General features: G+C 44.3%; 19 protein-coding genes. 17 read left to right on the plus strand and 2 right to left on the minus strand.

The genetic code is table 11. From position 1 onward, the window contains the following. Positions 1-11 precede the first annotated feature (11 nt). Together malF and malE are read right to left on the minus strand one after the other, a co-directional pair. Positions 12-1,586, minus strand: coding sequence for a maltose ABC transporter permease MalF (malF, locus tag DYB02_RS18500; protein WP_005499668.1), 1,575 nt, complete (start codon positions 1,584-1,586; stop codon positions 12-14). Between the two features lie 79 nt (positions 1,587-1,665). Then, entirely contained in the window at positions 1,666-2,844 is a 1,179-nt protein-coding gene (gene malE, locus DYB02_RS18505; RefSeq protein ID WP_005463104.1) for a maltose/maltodextrin ABC transporter substrate-binding protein MalE, read from the minus strand. A gap of 674 nt (positions 2,845-3,518) precedes the next feature. Between malE and malK the strand changes: the two genes are divergently transcribed. The 17 genes from malK (at position 3,519) to katE2 (ending at position 21,765) form a co-directional block, all read left to right on the plus strand. Then, complete coding sequence (gene malK / locus DYB02_RS18510; RefSeq protein ID WP_005463102.1) at positions 3,519-4,637, plus strand: maltose/maltodextrin ABC transporter ATP-binding protein MalK; 1,119 nt, start codon at positions 3,519-3,521, stop codon at positions 4,635-4,637. A 461-nt stretch (positions 4,638-5,098) separates the two neighbouring features. Continuing rightward, entirely contained in the window at positions 5,099-6,499 is a 1,401-nt protein-coding gene (locus DYB02_RS18515) for an undecaprenyl-phosphate glucose phosphotransferase (RefSeq protein WP_023584596.1), read from the plus strand. Next, on the plus strand, positions 6,489-7,715 hold the full coding sequence (locus tag DYB02_RS18520; protein WP_031822839.1) for an outer membrane beta-barrel protein: 1,227 nt from the start codon (positions 6,489-6,491) through the stop codon (positions 7,713-7,715). The genes DYB02_RS18515 and DYB02_RS18520 overlap by 11 nt, the downstream gene beginning before the upstream one ends. 12 nt (positions 7,716-7,727) lie before the next feature. Continuing rightward, complete coding sequence (locus DYB02_RS18525) at positions 7,728-8,261, plus strand: polysaccharide biosynthesis/export family protein (protein WP_005463089.1); 534 nt, start codon at positions 7,728-7,730, stop codon at positions 8,259-8,261. 14 nt (positions 8,262-8,275) lie between these two features. Continuing rightward, the gene (locus tag DYB02_RS18530; protein ID WP_025628704.1) at positions 8,276-10,456 is read left to right on the plus strand and encodes a GumC family protein; all 2,181 of its coding nucleotides are present in this window, start codon (positions 8,276-8,278) and stop codon (positions 10,454-10,456) included. Further along, positions 10,434-11,246, plus strand: a complete 813-nt coding sequence (locus tag DYB02_RS18535) for a putative capsular polysaccharide synthesis family protein (RefSeq protein WP_029804713.1) — start codon at positions 10,434-10,436, stop codon at positions 11,244-11,246. Before DYB02_RS18530 ends, DYB02_RS18535 begins: the two co-directional genes overlap by 23 nt. Further along, the gene (locus DYB02_RS18540) at positions 11,246-12,298 is read left to right on the plus strand and encodes a glycosyltransferase (RefSeq protein WP_029804714.1); all 1,053 of its coding nucleotides are present in this window, start codon (positions 11,246-11,248) and stop codon (positions 12,296-12,298) included. The genes DYB02_RS18535 and DYB02_RS18540 overlap by 1 nt, the downstream gene beginning before the upstream one ends. After that, positions 12,264-13,496 carry an O-antigen ligase family protein gene (locus DYB02_RS18545; protein ID WP_029804715.1) on the plus strand — a complete coding sequence of 411 codons (1,233 nt, stop codon included), beginning with the start codon at positions 12,264-12,266 and terminating at the stop codon, positions 13,494-13,496. Before DYB02_RS18540 ends, DYB02_RS18545 begins: the two co-directional genes overlap by 35 nt. Before the next feature lie 18 nt (positions 13,497-13,514). Further along, positions 13,515-14,348 (plus strand): putative capsular polysaccharide synthesis family protein, encoded by an 834-nt coding sequence (locus DYB02_RS18550; RefSeq protein WP_015313523.1) that lies wholly within the window; start codon positions 13,515-13,517, stop codon positions 14,346-14,348. Continuing rightward, positions 14,345-15,376, plus strand: coding sequence for a glycosyltransferase (locus DYB02_RS18555; RefSeq protein WP_029804716.1), 1,032 nt, complete (start codon positions 14,345-14,347; stop codon positions 15,374-15,376). Before DYB02_RS18550 ends, DYB02_RS18555 begins: the two co-directional genes overlap by 4 nt. A 9-nt stretch (positions 15,377-15,385) precedes the next feature. Next, entirely contained in the window at positions 15,386-16,693 is a 1,308-nt protein-coding gene (locus DYB02_RS18560; protein WP_029804717.1) for an oligosaccharide flippase family protein, read from the plus strand. Positions 16,694-16,695: 2 nt separating this feature from the next. Further along, a complete protein-coding gene (locus tag DYB02_RS18565) occupies positions 16,696-17,097 on the plus strand; it encodes a VanZ family protein (protein WP_005499684.1) in 402 nt (133 codons plus the stop codon). A gap of 95 nt (positions 17,098-17,192) precedes the next feature. After that, the gene (gene yqfB, locus DYB02_RS18570) at positions 17,193-17,516 is read left to right on the plus strand and encodes a N(4)-acetylcytidine aminohydrolase (RefSeq protein WP_005485079.1); all 324 of its coding nucleotides are present in this window, start codon (positions 17,193-17,195) and stop codon (positions 17,514-17,516) included. Positions 17,517-17,564: 48 nt separating this feature from the next. Beyond that, on the plus strand, positions 17,565-18,164 hold the full coding sequence (locus DYB02_RS18575) for a TetR/AcrR family transcriptional regulator (protein ID WP_005463060.1): 600 nt from the start codon (positions 17,565-17,567) through the stop codon (positions 18,162-18,164). Between the two features lie 147 nt (positions 18,165-18,311). After that, positions 18,312-19,346 carry an NADPH-dependent curcumin/dihydrocurcumin reductase gene (gene curA, locus DYB02_RS18580; RefSeq protein WP_029805277.1) on the plus strand — a complete coding sequence of 345 codons (1,035 nt, stop codon included), beginning with the start codon at positions 18,312-18,314 and terminating at the stop codon, positions 19,344-19,346. A 27-nt stretch (positions 19,347-19,373) separates the two neighbouring features. Then, complete coding sequence (locus tag DYB02_RS18585; RefSeq protein ID WP_005499689.1) at positions 19,374-19,991, plus strand: glutathione S-transferase family protein; 618 nt, start codon at positions 19,374-19,376, stop codon at positions 19,989-19,991. A gap of 334 nt (positions 19,992-20,325) precedes the next feature. Then, positions 20,326-21,765, plus strand: a complete 1,440-nt coding sequence (gene katE2, locus DYB02_RS18590) for a catalase KatE2 (protein WP_029805279.1) — start codon at positions 20,326-20,328, stop codon at positions 21,763-21,765. The last annotated feature ends 116 nt before the right edge of the window (positions 21,766-21,881 follow it).

The following is a 21,881-nucleotide window of genomic DNA, read 5'->3' on the forward strand; positions in this document are numbered from 1 at the left end:
GTAATCTCTCCTTAGTCTTGAGCTACTTTAGTTACACGTAGGTTGATAAGTGCCAACGCGCCAACCAATAGGAAGATAAGTGTTGCTACTGCACTTGCTAGACCGAAGTCTTGACCGCCTGCGCCTTCGAATGCGATTCGGTAGGTGTAGCTTACCAATAGGTCTGTGTAACCCGCAGGTTCTGATGTACCAATCATGTTTGGACCACCACCTGTCAACAACTGGATAAGTACGAAGTTGTTGAAGTTAAAAGCAAAGCTTGCAATCAATAGCGGAGTCAGCGGTTTCAGCATCATCGGCATTGTGATACGCGTGAAGTTGGTGATGAAATTCGCACCATCGATAGCCGATGCTTCATAAAGATCATCAGGAATCGCTTTTAGCAGACCCATACATAGAATCATCATGTAAGGGAAGCCTAGCCACGTGTTCACAATCAGGATCATGGTTTTTGCCATGAATGGGTCAGAGAACCATGCCGGGCTGATACCAAACAAACCTTCCAGAAGCATGTTGATCTCACCAAAGCTCTGGTTGAACAAACCTTTGAAGATCAGGATAGAAATAAACGCCGGTACCGCATAAGGCAGAATCAGTAGTAGTCGGTAGATTGAACGACCTTTCAACGCTTCCCACTGAACAACACTTGCTAACACTAAGCCGATAACTAATGTGCAGACTACGGTTAGCGCAGAGAAAACAATAGTCCAGATAAAGATGCTGATGAATGGTTCTTTGATGCCATCATCTTTCCACACACGTTCAAAGTTGTGCGTACCGATGTTCACCACGAAACCTGGAGACACTGTGCTGCCAACAAACTGACCGTTTTCATCCACTGGCTGGTAGTAACCCACTTCCATATTTGGACGCAGTGTTTCTTGGGTACGGTTGTTGTAAAGGGTTTCGCCGTCTTCTTGTAACGTGTAGAGCGGAACTACTGCTGCGAACTTACGCAAGCCGCTCATACGGATATCGTCACCGTTCGGAAGATGCAGATCAACGCTACTTAGCGCAGTGCGGTTCTTCACGATGGTTTTGATTGGCTCTTTATCGCCTGCCGCCTCTGTAATAGGCGCTAGGTCTAAGTCTGTCTCTGAGAAGCCTTGAAGTTGGAAAACAGGAGTTGCTAGTAGCTCGCCATCTTTCTCAACCACAATTTGGTGGCCCTGCTCGGTGTTGTACAAAGTGAATGGATAGCTATCACCACTTTGGTAAGTTCTGTCTAACAGGACGCTCTGAGCACGATCAAATGAGAGTTGGTTTTTCGCGCTGTAGTTAGTAAACGCCAAACCGATGGTATATGCCAAAGGGAAAAGGATGAACAAAATCATCCCTGCAATACCAGGGTAAATGTAACGGTGTGCGTACGTCTTTTTACTACCGAAAATGAACAACGCTAAAGCGGTAAGAATGATCGTAAGTAGTGCAAACGCAATCTCACCGCGAGAATACATAAGGATTGTTGCGTAGCCATTGAGAATGCCGACTGTGCCTAAAAGTGACCATTTGATGAACACTTTTTTGCTGCTCGGAAGGCTGGCTTCTGGTGCTGTCATAGCATTTGTACCTTGAACTGACTGCATAGGGAACCTGCTAGCGAATATAGAATAAATATAGAAAAGTAAGGAGGAGTTGCCCCCTCCTTAAAAAAGTATTACTGAATTATTTAGTCATTTGTTTTTCTGCATCTGCAAGTGCTGCATCTACAGTTTGACGACCGTCAACAACGTTGATGATTGCGTTCTTAGCCGCACCCCAGAATGCGTTCATTTGAGGAATATTTGGCATGATTTCGCCGTTCATCGCATTGTCCATTGTCGCAGCGATACGAGTATCTGAATCTAGCTCACGTTGGAACGAGTTAAGCGCCACCGCACCTAGAGGCTTGTCGTTGTTAACCATACGTAGGCCATCGTTTGTTAGTAGGTAGTTCTCTAGGAATTCAACCGCTAGGTCTTTGTTTGGAGACGCAGTGCTGATACCAGCAGTTAGTACACCAACGAATGGCTTAGAAGACTGACCTTGGAACTTAGGTAGTGTTGTTACGCCGTAGTTGATGCCAGACTTCTCGATGTTGCCCCAAGACCATGGACCGTTGATAGTCATCGCAGCTTTACCTTGGTTGAACGCAGACTCAGACACTGAGTAGTCCATATCCGCAGAGATAACGCCTTTGTCTACCAAGCCTTTCACGAAGTTCATCGCGTCTTTCACGCCTTCTTTCGCGATGCCTGCGTCTTTAACGTCGTAACCTTCAGAAGTGTATTTGAACGCGTAACCACCGTCAGCAGCCATTAGAGGCCAAGTGAAGTACGGTTCTTTTAGGTTCCACATGATTGCAGACTTGCCGTCTTTTTTAAGTTTTGCATCTAGCGCTGCAACTTCTTCCCAAGATTTTGGTGGGTTTGGAACTAGGTCTTTGTTGTAGATTAGAGATAGAGACTCAACCGCAACAGGGTAGCCAATCAGTTTGCCGTCGTAACGTACTGCATCCCATGCAAAGTCAACGATGCCTTCTTGGATTGCTTTAGAAGGCTTGATTTCTGCTAGTAGGCCAGCTTCTGCGTAGCCACCGAAACGGTCGTGAGCCCAGAATACGATATCAGGGCCATCACCTGTTGCTGCAGTTTGAGGGAATTTATCTTGAAGGCCGTCTGGGTGAGCCACTGTTACTTTGATACCAGTGTCTTCTTCAAATTTCTTACCAACTTCAGCAAGGCCGTTGTAACCTTTGTCGCCGTTGATCCAGATAGTAAGTTGTCCTTCTTCGATGGCAGCATTAGCACCAAAAGAACCCAAAGCGACAAGAGTACCTAGTGCTACAGCGCTTAACTTTTTCATGTTCGTATCCTTTTTATATTTTTGATGTAGGGCTAGTCCATTGAGGTTCAGCCGTATTTCGACATATATCATCTGAAATAATCCAATATGTCTCATCCTCCTAATCCCTACGCCCTTACAATTATGACGTATTTTCGTGATCTAAATCGCCAAGGGTAAGAGACTCAAATCACAAAATGGATACTTCCTGTGATCGGTTTCAACTTTAGGCGGTGCGATAATGTGATTTCCGCCCAACTGCTTCATTACTCCTCCTTTTTTACTCCTCCCCATCTACTCCCCCTACAATTATTTCGATTAGGAGGATGTAGCAGATAGCACAATCTTAGAAACTGCATTCATCCAAGAGTGGATGGTAAGAACCCTTTCCCAGCAGTGCCTATTAGCTAGGTAAAAAGATTTGCTGGTTTTGCATTGCCAGACGAGTGGAATGTCATTATTGGTGTTGTTTGTGGTAATTATTTCACGGGGGAGACAACACGAATAATGTGGGGGAGAGAAACTCGTACTTGGCTATGATGGGTAGCACTTCTATTTAGGACATTTCATTGAAGTGCTACCCTACTTTTCTTACCAACCGCAATAACTTACCGATTCCTACTGTTACTGCTCGCTAGATAATTCATATAATGATGAGCGGTGAATAATAAAAAAATTGATCGAGGACGAGCTACATGGCGAGTGTCACGTTAAAAAATGTTTGTAAAGCGTATGGCGACGTACTGATTTCTAAAAACGTAGACCTACAGATTGACGAAGGTGAATTTGTTGTTTTCGTAGGTCCATCTGGTTGTGGTAAATCTACCCTTCTACGTTGCATTGCCGGTCTTGAAGACATTACTTCAGGTGATTTGTATATTGGTGACCAGCGCATGAATGACGTCGAACCATCCAAACGTGGTGTTGGTATGGTTTTCCAGTCTTACGCTCTATACCCACACCTAAACCTATACGACAACATGTCATTTGGTCTGAAACTGGCTAAAGCAGACAAGGCAGAAATCGACAAACGAGTTGAACACGCAGCAGAAATCCTACAACTGGGTCACTTGCTTGAGCGTCAACCGAAAGCACTTTCAGGTGGTCAGCGTCAACGTGTGGCTATCGGCCGTACACTGGTATCGCAACCAAACGTATTCCTTCTAGATGAACCTTTGTCTAACCTAGATGCCGCGCTACGTGTAAACATGCGTGCGCAAATTACCAAACTACAACGTCAACTTGGCTGCACCATGATCTACGTTACACACGATCAGGTGGAAGCAATGACCATGGCGGATAAAATCGTCGTACTAGATGGTGGTTACGTCTCTCAAGTTGGCAAACCTCTTGAACTTTACCACTACCCACAGAACCGCTTTGTGGCTGGTTTCATCGGTTCTCCAAAAATGAACTTCATGAGCGTGTTCATCGATGAAGTAGAATCAGAACGCGTTAAAGTTCAGCTATCTAACGGCGTATCATTCTGGATTCCTGTAGATGGTACAACCGTTAACCGTGGCGACCGCATGTCTTTGGGTATTCGCCCAGAGCACCTACTTTCTGCAACCGAAGCTGACGCAACCATTCACGGTGAAGTGATGATCGTAGAGAAGCTTGGTAACGAAACTCAGGTATACCTAAACCTTGAAGGCGCAGACGCGGATGTGATCTATCGTCAACCAGACACGCTAGCTGTCGACACGGGCGATAAATTGGAAATCGGTATTCCTGCTCACCGTTGTCACCTATTCCATAGTGATGGTCGTGCTTGTAAACGTCTATTTAAAGAAAATGGCGTAGATTTCGAATAAATTATTCACCTATAGTTGTTATAAATCCCTCTCTCCTGAGAGGGATTTTTTGTATCAAAACCACATAAATGACCGACATCACTCGCTCGCTGGACTCATCACTCATACTCCGCACCCAAGACTAAATCATTAACTTCCCTGTAAATAAGTCATCCGTTAGACCATCAAGAAATTAAACCTTAGTTTTTATAATCAAACTCGCTTCTTAATACTTTTCCTCATCCCTGCGTAGCAAGTACCAGCTTTTTCCTAAACAGCAAAACTTAGCCAAAGGTCTAAATTTCATTCTTATTTCCACTTACCTAAACAACACGAATTTTTAAACTTACCTTCGAATTTATGCGTTACAGAAATTCAGAAACATTCATAGAAATGTCTCTGCTCATCAATTAAAACGTTCGCGACACGGCTATTGGGCAATCACCCCAATGGCGGTAGCGTGCTAGAAGGGAAACTAGGTCATGAAACACAAAGGACTAATTCGTTCTTATGAGATGGAGTTCGCTTTTTTATATCGCCTCTCAGATCTTGCTGTCATTGTCACCTTTATGCTGCTCCTAGTATTGAAAGACACAAATACCTCGATGGATAAGGACTACGTCATCTTGTCCTTCGTCGGGGGTATTTCATTTTTGTTTATGGCGGAGAGCGGCAACCTATATCGCTCATGGCGGACAAGCTCATTTAGAGAGCAAATGTTCATTGTTTGCATGTCGTGGTTAATGACAAGCGCTCTACTTTTCATGGTGCTTTACTTTTCCGAAGTTTACCCTTTGTTTGACCGCAGTATCTTAGCGTTATGGGTTACTATTACGCCGGCATTACTGTTGGCGTGGCGAGTAACCTTTCGTACCGTTTTGGCCTATTTGCGAAAAATGGGCTTCAACACACGCACCGCTATCATCATCGGTCAGACCCCTCACGGCATTACCCTTGCCAACGAGATTCAAAACCACACCGAGCATGGTGTTCTATTTGACGGCTTCTATGACGAACGCTCTAGCGACAGATTGCCTAGCTCCGAATACCCAATCAAAGGCGCGGTAAACCAAGCGTTAGAACGAGCAAAACGAGGTGAGGTCGATTACGTATACATTGCAATGCCAATGCATGCTAAAGAGCGTATTGCTTCCATCCTGAACCAGTTCTCCGACACCACAGCGAACACCTATCTGATCCCGGATTTCTTTACTTACAACCTGCTCCATTCTCGCTGGGATCAAATTGGTCAAGTTCAAACTCTCAGCGTGTTCGATACGCCTTTTGCTGGCGTTTCATCCTGGATTAAACGCTTCGAAGACATTTTGTTCTCTAGCATTATCTTAGTGTTGATATCACCAATCCTGCTTGCTATCGCCATCGGTATTAAGTTGACGTCAAAAGGCCCTGTAATATTTAAGCAGCATCGTTATGGTTTGGATGGTCGAAAAATCGAAGTTTGGAAGTTCCGCTCGATGACGACGATGGATCAAGGGCCAAACATCAAACAAGCTACGAAAAACGACCCTCGTATTACTCCGTTTGGCGGTTTTCTACGTCGCACCTCATTAGACGAACTGCCGCAGTTTATCAACGTATTACAAGGCACTATGTCGATCGTTGGCCCTCGTCCTCATGCCGTTGCGCACAACGAAGAATATCGTCAGATTGTCGCGCGCTACATGTTGCGCCACAAAGTCAAACCAGGCATTACAGGTTGGGCTCAAATCAACGGCTATCGCGGCGAAACCGACACACTCGATAAGATGGAAAAACGCGTCGAGTTTGATTTGGATTACATCCATCATTGGTCGGTTTGGATGGACATCAAAATCATCTTCCTTACCGTGTTCAAAGGCTTTACTGGCTCCAATGCGTACTAAGGCGGCGATGATGAAAACAACAACTCCAGCGCTTGCGCTTGCCCTTTGTTCAACAGCTGCATTCGCAGAGCCAATGGCGTATCAAACTGAATCTGGCATTGAGTTTATCCCATTGGTCAAAGCCTTCTACGAAGGCGACGACAACATAAACAAAGCGGAAAAATCTCAAGATATAGAATCCGTAAACATTTGGGGACTAGAGCCTAGCTTGTTGGCACGTATCGAACGCAATCAATATCGCGCAGACATTCAGTACAAGCTGAAAGCGGGCTTTTCTTCGGACGATAAGAATGATTACGATGACCATACCTTTCAGTTCACCAATTTTTTTGAATTCAATCATCGTCATCGTTTAGTCGTGGATTATCGTTTTCAGGCATTGCATGAAATCCGCGGTGAAGACATCACTGAAGGACAAGGTAATCTTCTCGATTCACCTATCGAGTTTTACCGAAATGATTTGAAAACCAACTACGTGTTTGGCTCTGCTGGTGCGAAAGGACGATTCGAATTTGGCTTAGGCTATAGCGATAAAACTTACCAAAATTATCGTAACGGTTTACCTGGCAAGCCCAACGCAAAAACTAAGTACAACGACTTCCGTGCCCCAAACGCTCACGTTGAGTTTTACCTTAGAGCGACTCCTAAAACCTATTGGTTAGTTGGGACGAAACAAGTCTTCACCGGGTACCTTAATAAAAACCCTCGCGCTGCATCAAAAGACAGCGACACCGGTTTTTACTACACCGGTGCTGAGTGGGAAATATCGGGGAAAACCCAAGGTATCGCAAGGCTTGGCTATCAAGTTAAAGACTTTGATAGTGAACAACGAGAAACCTTCAAAGGCTTTAGCTGGGATATCGGATTTGAATGGCTACCACAAGAGCAAACGTTGGTGACGGTCAAAACTACCCAAGCAGCCGTCAACCCTGACCAAGATGGTGACTACAACTTACAGACTCGTTATCGCCTAGATATCAAACACGATTGGAACAGCTATTTAGCCACTCGTTTAGGTGGCATTTATCAAGAAGATGATTACACCGGCATCACGAGAAACGACGAACGATATACCCTTTCCGCTGGCGTTGATTATCAAATTAGACGGTGGATTCAATTGAAAGCGGATTGGCAATATCAAGACAAAACATCCAATCGTTCAGGTTATAGCTACGACCAAAATGTCTGGACGTTAAGCGCGCAATTTTCGTTGTAACAAGGAATGTTAATGAATCCATTATTCAAGTTAATTGGCCTAGCTCTGCTACTTTTCAGTACTTTTGTTAGCGCAAATTCAAACGAACAAGATTACCTACTCGATACTGGTGACACTATTTCAGTGCAAGTTTACGGGGAGGAAGATCTTTCTATTAAAAACATCCTCATCACGTCAGATGGTTACTTTGATTACCCTTACCTTGGACGAATCAAAGCGATCAATAAAACGCCCAAACAGCTCAAGTACGAAATCGAAACGGGCTTAAAAGGTGATTATCTGATCAACCCGAAAGTCATGGTGACAATCAATTACTTCCGTTTGTTTTACGTCAATGGCGAAGTTCGTAAACCCGGAGGATTTGAGTATCGACCAGGACTGACGATAGAAAAAGCCATCGCACTAGCTGGCGGGCTCACCGATAGAGCTTCACGTAAAAGCATTAACTTAACCAAACACAAAACTGGCAAAACCGTAGAAGGCGTAAGTATGCAGCGCACGGTTGAACCAGGTGACATTGTCTTTATTGATCAGAGCTTCTTCTAGTGACAGGTAATCAAATGAACGGAACTCATCCCAACAATTTCCAGATGAACAAAGTGGAACTGATTCGTTTTGGCCATCACTTTAAAACGCTGAAAAAAAACTGGCTTAGCATTGCTGCGTTCACGCTTATATTCTCATTGACGTGCACATGGTACATCTACTCCAAAACATCCATTTACCAAGCAACAGCGACGTTATTGATTCAAGAAGAGCAAAAAAGTGCGCTGTCGATTGAAGAAGTGTATGGCGTAGATACGACCAAGAAAGAGTACTTTCAAACACAAATCGCTATTCTGAAATCCAACCACATTGCCGACAAAGTTATTAATGAACTGAATTTAACTCAACACCCTGAATTTACGAGCTCTGGTGGACTAAAACAAAAAATCGACGACATCAAAGCAGTCCCAATAGTACAAGATTTATTGAATGTTTCTCCTAGCCCAAAAGAGACATCACAATACTCTGAGTCTTACTATCAAGCACTTCAAGCCTTCAAAAGAAAGCTTGAAATTGAACCTGTTCGAAACACACAGTTAGTGCGAATTAGCTTTCGTTCTGCCGATCCAAAGTTAGCAACAAGAGTCGCGAACGCGGTTGGTCAGGCCTATATTGATGCCAACTTCGAAGCCAAGCTCGTAGTAACTCAAAATGCAGCAACATGGCTGACTAATAACTCTCAAAAACTCGAAGAGCGCTTAAAAAAATCAGAGCATGCTTTGCAAGAGTTTTTGCTCAAAGAAGGCCTGATTGATATCAACGGTATCGACGACATCTACGCCAACGAACTAGAAGAGCTTAACCGTAAACTCAATACCGCTGTCAATAAGCGCATCGAAGCGCAAACCCTAATCCAACTACTAAAAAGAAAATCTTCTCAGAATCTTGATAGCCTGCTGTCCATTGACGAGTTTGCCAATCAAGCTCAGATTCGTGATTTAAAACTTTCCGAAGCCCAAGCTGCGAAGAACGTTTCTGAACTGGCGCAACGTTATGGACCAAAGCATGATCGAATGGTCCAAGCGAAAGCGCAACTCGCCTCTATTCAAGAGCGAACTCAGCAATTGATTCGCGAAATCTCTTTTAGTAAGCAACAAGACTTACTTGCAGCGAAAGCTCAAGAAGACATGTTGCGCGAAGAACTGGACAGAAAAAAGTCAGATTTCCAATCATTGGGTTCGCAAAAGGCTCGCTATGAGCAATTGAAACGAGAAGTAGAGTCAAACAAAGATCTTTACGAAGCTTTCTTAAATCGAGAAAAAGAAACCAGCGCTACTAGCGATTACAAAAATGTGACCGCTCGCTTTACTGATAAAGCGATCATTCCACTGTTTCCTGTCGCGCCACAACGAATGAAACTGGTGCTTATCGCCACATTCTTCGGTTTTGCTATCGCTTGTGCATTGGTGATCATTTTAGAAACGTTGCGAGAAGTCATCCGCACTTCAAACGACGTTCAAGATAAGCTAGGCGTGACATGCTTGGGGGTTATCCCAATGGTGAAAAAACGTACCCTGCGAAAAAATGGGGTAAGTTATACCGCCTACTTAGATAAAGATGAAAAACTCTTTAGCGAAGCTTGTCGCTCTGTTCGAACGTCGTTGCTATTAAGGCTGACCAACACTAAGCAAAAGATCTTACCTTTTACTTCAGCGATTCCAGAGGAAGGCAAAACCTCCACCAGCATCAATATGGCGGTGTCCTTCTCGACTATGGAGAAAGTGTTGATTATCGACTGCGACTTGCGTCGTCCATCTTTAGCCAAACGATTCAATATTCCTGAGTCCCAGCCAGGTTTAACCAACATATTGACGATGGATACCGCAATAAAAGATTGTATCGTTCGCATCGATGACGCCAATTTAGATGTACTACCTGCTGGGCTGATTCCACCCAACCCACAAGAGTTGCTGGCATCCAATCGCTTCAAAAAACTACTGGACCATTTTCAAGATAAATACGATCGCATCATCATCGATACACCACCACTGTTGTCGGTCAGTGATGCGCTCATCTTAGGCCAATATGCGAACGGACTCATCACAGTGATTCGTTCCGAGTCCACCAAAGCATCACTGGTTAATGTCGCGTTATCTAAACAAATACAACACTCAATACCGTCTCTTGGCGTGCTTATCACTCAAGCAAAAGCTAAGGAAGGAGAGACTTTATATGTCCAGAAATACGCCTACTAATCCACATGCGTCTTGGTATCAGATATTAAAAAGCCAAGAACGCCCGGTGCTGATATATCAAATGGGTAAAGTCGGCTCGAGTGCGTTAGAAAAGTCGATTCCTAACTCGATTCATTTGCATGACCTTATGGCGATTGATTCTAACAAGCAGATCTCTCCAGTGAGAGCGAAGCTGCATCAACCAAACAAGCATTATGTAAAACGTCTGCTCAAGCGAAGCGTTATGAGCCACATGCTCAAACGTAAACAAGACGTGCGCATCATCTCATTGGTGAGAGAGCCGATTGGTAGAAATATCTCGATGTTCTTTCAATCTTTACCTTTCTGGATGGCAGAAAAATACCTAAATGACGACAGTGCAGTTCGCTCTGAGCGTCCGCAATTGTTGCAAGAAGCTTTCGAAGAGCACATGAATCACCACTACCCTTTGGAGTGGTTTGATAATGAAATCAAAATGCTAACAGGGATCGACGTGTTCAATAAACCGTTCGATCATGAAGCTGGTTGCCAAACCTACCAACAAGGCAACTTTTCTCTGCTCGTAATCCGAAGTGACAAGCTGAAGCAATCACCAGCTACCGTTGGCGATTTTCTCGGATATCCAGTTGATGTGGTCCACGACAACCAATCAAACAACAAATGGTATTCCTCGCTGATCAATGACTTCAAAAACAGCTATCAACCTAAACCCGAGTTTATTGAGGAAATGTTGTCATCCAAATTGACGACCCACTTTTTTACTTCAAGTGAAATTTCCGAACTCAAACAAAAGTATCAAATGGCGCACTGATGAAAACAAAAATTTTACACATCATCAACGACCTATCTCAAAATGGTGGGGCGCAAAAGTTCTTAGTGGACTTGGTGCTCGAGCATAATCCCGAGTATGAAATCAAGATCCTCGTGTTGTGTGCTGAGAACGACTATTTGGAACAACTCTCCGCACAGGGAATCCAATGCTTTAACTGGCAGACACTGTCTCTATCGGAAAAATGGTCACTACTACGCTGGCCAGATCTCGTTCACGGACACCTGTATCCCTCTATTTACCTAGCGCTGCTTGCGATCGGGAAAAAACGCATTCAAACAGAACACTGCTCTTACAACCGACGTAGAGATTACCCTCTGTTTAAGTTCATCGAATATGTCCTCTATTGGGGTCACCACTATACCGTTAGCATCAGTGAAAAAGTTCAAGAAGAATTGGTGAAGTTCATGCCTCGGTACCAACACAAGTATCGAGTTGTACATAACGGCGTCGACTTAAATCGCTTCCCGATGACGGCTAAACAAGCCCACGATCTCAGCGAGAAAGCAACCATCAACATTGGCATGGTTGGCCGACTACATGAACACAAAGATCACGAAACGTTAATTCACGCCATCGCAAAACTGCCTGAGTACTACCACTTACACCTTGCTGGAGATGGAGATAGAAAAGCCTCGCTTCAACGACTAACTCAATCGTTAAACGTTTCACCTCGCGTGCATTTTCACGGAGTCGTATCCGATATTCCTCTCTTTCTCAGCGATATGGATATCTACGTGCAATCTTCCCACGTTGAAGGATTCGGGCTCGCCGCCGTAGAAGCGATGGCAGCAGGTTTGCCCGTACTCTCGTCCAATGTTCCGGGATTAGATGAGGTTACCGGCAGCTCAAAATATCTGTTCGAAGTCGGTGATAGCAATCTGCTTGCGCAAAAGGTTGCAGAGCTATGCGAAGACGCGGCTCTTTACAATTCGGCAAGTCATTATTCCGTCAACCGAGCCAAACTATACACCATCGACAAATTTCGAGAGGGCTATTATGGAATCTACCAACAGCTCTGTACCGATAAGTAATACCGTTCCACTCCTTGCAGCTATTACTCTGGCACTGTTTTTTGTCCCAGTGAAATTCGCTGTAGGTGGCGTGGCACTTGCGCCTTCCGATATCGCAAGTTTGCTTTCTGTTGGCTTAATCGCCTTGATCATTTTAGAAGGAAGAGCAAAGCAACTGTTGCATCCATGTATCGGATTCTTGGTACTGTTTACTGGATATGTATTTATCAATGGCTTGTTGAACAGAGTGCCTTTGGCCCCACTATTGATCGAAACCGTTCAGTGGCTAGCCATTCTTTGTCTACTGAGCTTACTTTACGCTTACGGAGCATTTGATGATGAGCGAGTGATGGTCTATTTCACCTACCTACTTTTTATCATCTGTGCGCTAGTCGCAGCATGGCACTTCGCCCAAGGCTATCAAAGCGGATTTAAATTACTCGGGGTCAGTAAATACGGATTTGGAGTGTTGTGCTCGCTACTCTATTTGTATCGCGACAAAATTCGCCTGTTCCCTTTTTTAATGCTAGTTGCATTTGCGCTACTCGTTTTATCTCAAGAACGAAAAGCTCTGCTGGGCTTTTGTTTGCTGTTTTTTCTCGATCAGATTTTTATTAAAAACTGGATGCGAAAAACCATCAGTGAAACCTATACATGGATGCTTCTCTTGGCGTTGGCATTTGTGGTTATTGGAACAGTCTCTACCACGCTCTACGTCGGTTTTGATGCTCTTGCCGATAAACTGGAGATCACTCAAGAAGACATTTTGTTTGCCAACCAAAGTGAAGCGCGATGGGTGTCCAACTTGCATCGCAAGCTGCTACTCGCAAACGGCATGGATATCTTAACGCAGCACCCTATTTTAGGCGTGGGCGCCAAAATGCTGCCCAACTTTATGATCGATTACTTCAACTACGATGAATTAGCAATTTACACCCACAACTTTGTGCTCGATACCGCCATCGAATACGGTTTGCTCGGCATTGCGTTTCTGTTTGGAGGCTACTTTCTTTTCATCAAATTTTGTTTTCGCAGTATTGATGACAACAGAAAAAGTCTTTTACTCGCGGTTTACGCCCTCATCATGGTGTTCTTCGTTGCCGTAAATACCACCATCATTTTGATACTTTTGTTGCCAGTTATGATCAGTCGAAAACGAACACAAGAACCTCAGACAGTCATCCATTCGCTGCCAGTCAATAAAAGTCACGAATTTTAATAATCAAGGATTTGATCAATGAAATACTCTATCGCTCGACAATTTGAAAAGAACCGAGAACTTCGGGCTGATAACTTCGTCTTGGTGTATCAAATGGGGAAAGTGGGCTCGTCATCTATCGAGCATACTTTGGAAGCGCGTAATATTCCGAGCTACCACATCCACACGTTTGACGATCATGAAGAATTTCACATGTACCACAACAAAAAGGATGTGAGTAAATTCTTCGATTTTAAAAATCGCGCGATGTACCGTTTGGTTCTGAATCAACGCAAGCGCATTTTGCAAAAGCGCGAGCAAATCAAGATCGTTACATTAATCCGTGACCCGATTGCGACGGTTTTCTCCCGTTTTTTCCAAGATTTGCATCTGCAATTTATCGAAGGCAAAAAGAACGATGCCATCCACCGCGATATGGAAGTGACCTACAAGCATCTCGAGCATTGCTTTGATAACTACATCAACCTGAACTACTTCGCAGATTGGTTCGATAACGAGCTAAAACGTAACTTCAGCATCGATGTCATGCGCCAAGAGATCGATAACACTCAACCATTTTTTACGTTCAACAATGACAAAGCCAGCGTCATTCTGATTAAGTGCGAGCAACTGAGTTCCCTTGACAAAGAGATTGGAGACTTCCTAAATGTCGACAACTTTGTTCTTAAAAACAGCAATGAAGCAAAGAACAAATGGTATTCCAACATCCACCAATACTTTAAACAGCATTACGATTTTTCTAAGTTGTTTTACATGTATGACTTACCGCTTTATCGCCATATTTACTCGCAGCAAGAACGAGAAGCTTTCAAAACCAAGTGGTTAAAAACTCCAGGGACAAAGTCAGCATGAAAAAAGTACTGCATATTACCGAAGCCTTTGGTGGCGGTGTTCAAACCGCACTGTACAGCTATGTACATTCATCTCGACATGAACCGTATGAACACTTTTTGCTTGCTAGAGCGCGTCACAATGATTTAACCAAAGACAGCAATCACGATGTTTTTGCTCAAACGAGATGGGTGGAAGGTGGGCTTCTGCAGTTTGTGCGAGACGCCAATCAAACCATCAATGACATAAAACCCGATATTGTGCACTTGCACTCTAGCAAAGCCGGGTTTTTAGGTCGATTTTTGAAACTCAACCACGCCCGCTTGGTGTATACCCCGCACTGCTATGCGTTTGAACGAGAAGACATTTCAGGCTTCGCTCGCCAACTATACAGAGCTTTAGAAAAGGTGATGCTCAACAAAATTGACGTGGTGGCAGGCTGCAGTCAGCGCGAATGTGATTTAGCCATTAGCATTGGAGCAAAACGAGCGGAACTGCTGAACAACTACGTTTCTTATCAAAGTGCGACGCGTGTCGGCCGAGACCATCAAGCAGCATTGAACATTGTTGTTTTAGGGCGTGTCGCACCACAGAAAGACCCTCAATTTTTACTTAACACACTCCGTTGCTTGAATCGATTTGCGCTCAATCGCCAATTAGACATTACTTGGATTGGAGGAGGAGACAAAGAGCTAGAGCAAGCGTTAAGAGCCGAAGACGTACAAGTAACGGGTATGCTTCCTCGCGATGAAGTGGTTAAGAAACTGCAAGCCTCCGATCTCTATTTACATACCGCCGCATGGGAAGGTATGCCTTTAACGATTCTAGAAGCCGCGAAGCTGCACCTTCCTATGGTGATTCGTTCTATTGGTGCCACAAAAGATCTCAACTATCCTTTTTTGGCGCAAACACCAGAAGACATGGCAAAGCAAATGACACATTGCATCAACCACTATGATGACATTGATTTTCGCCAATACACCACCGAGTTGAATGAGACGTTCAGTGAAGAAAAACAACGCCTCGCTCTAAACAACATTTACAGTTAGAGAAATAGAATGTTTCAAACCATTCAACAAAAATTGCTACTTATGCCGAGTGGCAAAAAGAACTTGCTGTCACTCGGCATGAAAACGGCGATCACCCGAGTTTTCAGTGCATTATTTGCCTTTTTGCTTACGCTCATCGTGTCGCGCACAACCGATGCATCCACTTCAGGTCAGTTTTTCTTCTTATTCAATCTCGTATCGCTCACAGCCATTATTTCTCAGCGAGGCTTTGACGTTGCTTTAGTCCGATTCAACGCTATCGCGTTTAGCAACGGAGATATTCAACAGCAAAGTGACAACTATTGGACGGCTTTAACTCGCAGTATCACATTTTGTTTCATGGCTGCCGTTACTCTATTTGTCGGCTTTTACCTGTTTCCAAATCAACTGAATCAAACCAACAGTCCAATAGTGGCGATTACGCTCGCGCTGATGTGCGTACCTTTCCTCGTATTAGGACAAACCAACAGCCGTGTTTTACAAGCAAGTAGAATGGTGGTGCCATCCCTATTCGCGCTTCAACTCGGCGTCAGTGTACTCATGGTTTTGTTCATTATTGGCCTGAGCACACTGCACTTACAAAACATCAACAGCCTAATGGCGGCATTGCTACTGGCCAGTCTGATCGTCAGTATTGCTTCAACGACTAAATGGTTTAGCTCTGGTCAATATCAAAAGCCGACCCCGACAACAAATATCGAACTGATCTCCTCTGCGAAGCAAGTGTGGATTGGCAGCATTTTCACCAATATCCTCCAATGGGGAAGCATTGTTATTGCTGGTTTTTTCATTTCTACCACGGAGCTAGGGTTGTTAGCAGCAGCGCAACGAACATCGCTACTGATTGGCTTTGTACTGATTACCATTAACTTCGTTGTTGCCCCAATGTTCGCCTCTCTTTTTAAAGAGGGAAAGCTGGATAAACTGCGAAATTTAAGTCGATGGGCTTGTCGTGCAAACATTGGCGCAGCTTTACTTCCTGTCTTGGTTTGCACCCTATTTCCTGAATTCGTCATGCAGCTTTTTGGTGATGAATTTCTTGCGGCAGCTCCGCTGTTAGTTGTCCTTTCTTTAGGGCAGCTGGTCAATATCGCCACTGGCTCGGTAGGATTTTTATTGCTAATGAGCGGCCATGAGAGAACGATGAAATACATCACGATTTGTTCAGGCACTATTTCCATCGCTCTTTTGGTTTTTCTTAGCCAAAGCTACGGCGTTCTGGGGGCGGCATGGGCAATGGCGATCGGCATGGCGATCCAAAACCTTGCCGCGCTCTATTTTGTAAAACGCTATTTAGGCTTCTTTCCGGTGGGCTAACGATGACTTCGACGATCGCACGTTTAGGTTTTATTTCTATATCTCTACTGACAATCGGCCTTTCTTTGTGGAAGAGTTCAGAGCTAAATCATGCCGTTTATCTGACTATGGAAAACTATGTTGGAGGCTCAAGCACGCTGCATTTTACGTTTAGCATGTTGATTGGTTTTCTCGCTGTGTTTACCTTCCCTCGCTTTACCCACGCAACCAAAATGGATGCGTTCGGGATTCGACTGCTGTTTTGCTTACTACTGATCATCTCGGCGGAAGAATTTAGCCAGTTGTTTATTGAAAGCCGTTCATTCAGCTTTGACGATTTGAGTACCAACTGGATTGGTATGATCCTAGGGTACTTTGGTGCCAAAGCGATTACCCTCTTTCGAACATCTCGCTCTCGTGCGTAGACTCACCGGCAGGTGACGCACCTGTTGTTAGGCAAACACCTTTGGGTTATTTGGGTATATAATCTTGCCAAATAACCCGGAGAAAAGAGAGCCTCATGTCATCTCATCCAACAAAAATTACCTTTTTCGAATTTCTCACGCCATTGATCACTTCTGGCCAAAAGACCATCACTATTCGTGACGAATCAGAAAGTCACTATGTACCAAACACAGAAGTAGAAGTGTTCACGTTGGAAACTGACCGTAAGGTTTGTGATATCAAAATCTTGTCTGTTGAGCCATTAAACTTTGATGAAATCAATGAGTTTCACGCAGAACAAGAAGCCATCGAGTTGCCAAAACTCAAACAGTTGATTCGAGAAATCTATCCGGATATCGATAAGCTATTTGTTATCGAATACGAATTGATCAAAAAGTAGACCACAAAAACCTAGACGACTGGTCTAATTCATCTTATAGTACCGCCCATGAACGCAAAAACAAATGACACACGCCAACACATTCTCGACGTCGGGTACGAATTGATTGTTACCCGAGGGTTTACGAGTGTTGGACTTTCAGAGCTATTAAAAACGGCCGAAGTGCCAAAAGGCTCGTTTTATCATTACTTCAAATCTAAAGAACAGTTTGGTGAGGCAATGATTCAAGATTACTTCAACAAGTATTTTGAACAATTGACTGCCCGCTTCACTAATACCGAGCTCAATGGCTACCAACGCTTAATGAGCTACTTTGAAGAAATGGTAAAAGTAGAAGATGATGTCTGTAATGCAAACAAATGCTTGTTAGTGAAGCTAAGCGCCGAAGTGTCAGATTTATCGGAGCCTATGCGTATCGCACTGCGTCGAGGCGCTGATAAGACCATTCAAGCTATGGCTGAGTGTATTGATGTCGGTATTCAAGATGGCTCTATCCCAAACGGTGATAGCGCATTGTTGGCCAGACAGATTTATTATCTTTGGAATGGCGCAAGCTTACTGAACAAACTGTATCAAGATCAGGAAGCGCTCACGCAAAGCCTGACCTATACTCAACATCTACTGCAAAACACGCGTACTTGCCCATAACAAGTAACGTTAAAGTAAGATGAATACCCTACACATGTTTCATTTGGGCTATTAACCTTTTGGAACACACTAAATCTTCCCGCTCTAAGAGCGGGATATTTTGGAACGAACACTAGACGACCGGTCTAATCTATAAGTGAGATAAACATGACTAACGCAACCAATCGTAGAATCGTCCTAGCATCACGCCCACATGGTGCTCCTACAACTAAAAACTTTCGCCTAGAGGAAGTAGCAAAACCTGTTCCACAGGCAGGAGAAATGCTGCTGAGAACGGTTTACCTCTCTCTAGATCCATACATGCGCGGTCGCATGAGCGATGCAGAATCTTATGCAGAACCAGTAGCGCTAGACGATGTGATGATTGGCGGCACCGTTTGTCAGGTAGAAGCATCCAACCACCCGGGCTATGAAGCGGGTGAATGGGTACTTGCGTACACAGTGGGTTGGCAAGACTACGCAATTTCTACCGGAGAGATGGTGATTAAATTAGGCAAAGAGCCACAAAACCCATCATACGCTCTAGGTGTTGCGGGCATGCCTGGCTTTACCGCATACATGGGTTTGTTGGATATTGGCCAGCCAAAACCAGGTGAAACCATTGTAGTTGCTGCGGCAACGGGCCCTGTCGGCGCGACAGTTGGTCAAATCGGTAAAATCAAAGGCTGCCGCGTAGTTGGTATCGCCGGTGGTGAAGAAAAATGTCGCTACGCAAAAGAGGTTTTAGGCTTTGATGAGTGTATCGATCACAAAGCAGATGATTTCGCACAGCAATTGAAAGATGCATGCTACAACGGCATCGATGTTTACTTTGAAAACGTAGGCGGCAAAGTATTCGAAGCTGTCATGCCACTTCTCAATACCAGTGCGCGTATCCCTTTGTGTGGATTGATTTCTCAATACAACGCAACAGAATTACCTGAAGGCACAGACCATCTACCTCTGCTAATGGGTAAACTACTGACGAAACGAATCAAGGTACAAGGCTTTATCATTTTTGATGACTACGGTCACCGTTACGGTGAGTTCGCTCAAGATATCAATCAATGGTTGGCTGAAGGAAAGATCCAATACCGCGAACATCTAGTAGAAGGTCTAGACAATGCGCCAGAGGCATTTATTGGTCTGCTAGAAGGCAAGAACTTTGGCAAGCTTGTTGTAAAAATCAACGACCCACTATAACAACCCGCAATAAGGAAGGGATAACAAATGATAAAACTTCATCATCTGAATCAGTCACGCTCTAAGCGTATTATCTGGTTACTTGAAGAGCTCAACGTGGAATACGAAATCGTGCCTTACGTTCGTGACAAAGTGACTTTCATGGCACCGCCAGAACTAAAGAGCGTTCATCCACTTGGTAAGTCGCCACTCCTTGAAGATGATGGTGAGTTTATTATTGAATCAGGAGCCATGACTGAATACTTGATTGAAAAGTACAGTGATGGAGCGCTTGCCCCTAAGCGTGGTACAAAAGCGCATACTGAATATTTACAATGGATGCACTTTGCAGAAAGCTCCGCTATTTTGCCGATGCTATTGAAAATATTCATCAGTAAAGAGCCGAACTCGATGCAGTTTTTGCCTGCATACGCCGACAAAGAAGCAATGAATGTATTGAGCTACTTCGAACAAGCGTTAGAAGGAAAAACCTACCTCGTAGAAGAGCGATTGACGGGTGCAGACATCATGATGTCTTTCATCGTTGAGTTAGTACAGATGTTTGGCCTAGCAGAACAATTCCCGAATATGGTTCGTTACGGTAAACAACTTGCGACGCACCCTGCTTTCGAGAAAGCCGAACAAATTGAAGTGAACTACGCTTAATTTAATCGTCCCTTTGAGGCTTGGATTGAAGACAAATAACGTTGTCTCAATCGCATCAAAGGGACGTTTTTTATCGAAATAGAGCGCAAGTATTCATTTATAAATTCAATCATTCATACTTCTTCTATCCCTACCAATTATTCTTGATTGTTACTAATAAATCCTAAGATAAATCAACAACTAAAATGTAGTCCAATTCTGATTTCTGTGACTTTTCGGCCATAGTCATCACCTATTGAATTGATAAGCATTATCAGCTTTAACCTCATGACTTTCCGTAATAATCTTCCTTTCAGATTCTAAGGTTTTGATGAATCCCTGGAGGGAAATAAGAATGACAAACAAAAAGCTAACGACTGCGGCAGGTTGCCCAGTTGCTCATAACCAAAACGTGATGACAGCAGGCCCACGTGGCCCTCAACTCCTACAAGATGTCTGGTTTCTAGAAAAGCTAGCGCACTTTGATCGTGAAGTGATCCCTGAGCGTCGTATGCACGCAAAAGGTTCTGGTGCGTACGGCACATTCACCGTGACTCACAACATAACAAAATACACTCGTGCAAAAATTTTCTCTGAGATTGGTAAAAAGACCGAACTATTTGCTCGCTTTACGACCGTTGCTGGTGAACGCGGCGCAGCGGATGCAGAACGAGACATCCGTGGTTTTGCCCTAAAGTTTTACACCGAAGAAGGCAACTGGGATTTAGTCGGCAACAACACGCCAGTCTTCTTCTTACGTGACCCGTTGAAGTTCCCTGACCTCAACCACGCGGTGAAACGCGATCCACGCACCAACATGCGCAGCTCGACAAACAACTGGGATTTTTGGACATCGCTGCCAGAAGCGTTCCATCAAGTAACCATCGTCATGAGTGATCGCGGTATTCCTGCGTCCTACCGTCACATGCACGGCTTCGGTAGCCATACATTCAGCTTTATCAACGCTGAAAATGAACGCTACTGGGTGAAGTTCCACTTCAAAACTCAGCAAGGTATTAAGAACATCAGCGATGAGGAAGCACAACTGCTGGCGGGCAGAGATCGTGAAAGCCATCACCGCGATTTGTATGAGTCGATTGAGCGTCAGGATTTCCCGAAATGGAAAATGTACGTACAGATCATGCCAGAATTAGAAGCCGACAAAGTTAACTTCAACCCATTCGACCTAACAAGAGTATGGTCTCAAAAAGATTATCCACTTATCCCTGTAGGTGAGTTTGAGCTGAACCGTAACCCAGAAAACTTCTATGCAGAAGTTGAGCAATCCGCGTTTAACCCGGCAGCTATCGTTCCTGGAATTGGTTTCTCGCCAGACAAAATGCTGCAAGGCCGTTTGTTTGCATACGGAGATGCACAGCGTTACCGCCTAGGTGTAAACCATCACCAAATTCCAGTCAACGCCCCTCGTTGTCCGGTACACAGCTACCATCGTGACGGCGCAATGCGAGTTGACGGTAACTTCGGTTCAACACTGGGTTACGAGCCAAACTACAAACAAGAGTGGGCAGAGCAGCCTGATTATTCAGAGCCACCATTGCGAATTAGCGGCCATGCTGACCATTACGACCATCGTGTTGATGAGGATTACTTTAGCCAAGCAGGTGACCTGTTCCGACTAATGAACGAAGAGCAACGCCAAGCGCTGTTTGATAACACCGCACGAGCGATGGATGGTGTGCCAGACTTCATTAAAGAACGTCACGTCAACCACGCTTACCAAGCGGACGAAGCCTACGGCAAAGGCTTAGAACTGGCGTTAGGTTTAGCGAAATAACCCACAGTAAATATTCCACAGTAAATAAAAAGGGAGGCGCACGTTGCGCCTCCCAGTTAAGAGAAATTCGATATGATCAATTTAGACTTTTTCAAACTCTTCGATACCAAAGAGTT

The organism is Vibrio parahaemolyticus, assembly GCF_900460535.1.
Classification (GTDB): domain Bacteria; phylum Pseudomonadota; class Gammaproteobacteria; order Enterobacterales; family Vibrionaceae; genus Vibrio; species Vibrio parahaemolyticus.

Bases quoted from the DNA above. Each gene is read 5' to 3' on its own strand.
- malF (WP_005499668.1), bottom strand. From the start codon at position 1,586: ATGCAGTCAGTTCAAGGTACAAATGCTATGACAGCACCAGAAGCCAGC.
- malE (WP_005463104.1), bottom strand. From the start codon at position 2,844: ATGAAAAAGTTAAGCGCTGTAGCACTAGGTACTCTTGTCGCTTTGGGT.
- malK (WP_005463102.1), top strand. From the start codon at position 3,519: ATGGCGAGTGTCACGTTAAAAAATGTTTGTAAAGCGTATGGCGACGTA.
- DYB02_RS18515 (WP_023584596.1), top strand. From the start codon at position 5,099: ATGAAACACAAAGGACTAATTCGTTCTTATGAGATGGAGTTCGCTTTT.
- DYB02_RS18520 (WP_031822839.1), top strand. From the start codon at position 6,489: ATGCGTACTAAGGCGGCGATGATGAAAACAACAACTCCAGCGCTTGCG.
- DYB02_RS18525 (WP_005463089.1), top strand. From the start codon at position 7,728: ATGAATCCATTATTCAAGTTAATTGGCCTAGCTCTGCTACTTTTCAGT.
- DYB02_RS18530 (WP_025628704.1), top strand. From the start codon at position 8,276: ATGAACGGAACTCATCCCAACAATTTCCAGATGAACAAAGTGGAACTG.
- DYB02_RS18535 (WP_029804713.1), top strand. From the start codon at position 10,434: ATGTCCAGAAATACGCCTACTAATCCACATGCGTCTTGGTATCAGATA.
- DYB02_RS18540 (WP_029804714.1), top strand. From the start codon at position 11,246: ATGAAAACAAAAATTTTACACATCATCAACGACCTATCTCAAAATGGT.
- DYB02_RS18545 (WP_029804715.1), top strand. From the start codon at position 12,264: ATGGAATCTACCAACAGCTCTGTACCGATAAGTAATACCGTTCCACTC.
- DYB02_RS18550 (WP_015313523.1), top strand. From the start codon at position 13,515: ATGAAATACTCTATCGCTCGACAATTTGAAAAGAACCGAGAACTTCGG.
- DYB02_RS18555 (WP_029804716.1), top strand. From the start codon at position 14,345: ATGAAAAAAGTACTGCATATTACCGAAGCCTTTGGTGGCGGTGTTCAA.
- DYB02_RS18560 (WP_029804717.1), top strand. From the start codon at position 15,386: ATGTTTCAAACCATTCAACAAAAATTGCTACTTATGCCGAGTGGCAAA.
- DYB02_RS18565 (WP_005499684.1), top strand. From the start codon at position 16,696: ATGACTTCGACGATCGCACGTTTAGGTTTTATTTCTATATCTCTACTG.
- yqfB (WP_005485079.1), top strand. From the start codon at position 17,193: ATGTCATCTCATCCAACAAAAATTACCTTTTTCGAATTTCTCACGCCA.
- DYB02_RS18575 (WP_005463060.1), top strand. From the start codon at position 17,565: ATGAACGCAAAAACAAATGACACACGCCAACACATTCTCGACGTCGGG.
- curA (WP_029805277.1), top strand. From the start codon at position 18,312: ATGACTAACGCAACCAATCGTAGAATCGTCCTAGCATCACGCCCACAT.
- DYB02_RS18585 (WP_005499689.1), top strand. From the start codon at position 19,374: ATGATAAAACTTCATCATCTGAATCAGTCACGCTCTAAGCGTATTATC.
- katE2 (WP_029805279.1), top strand. From the start codon at position 20,326: ATGACAAACAAAAAGCTAACGACTGCGGCAGGTTGCCCAGTTGCTCAT.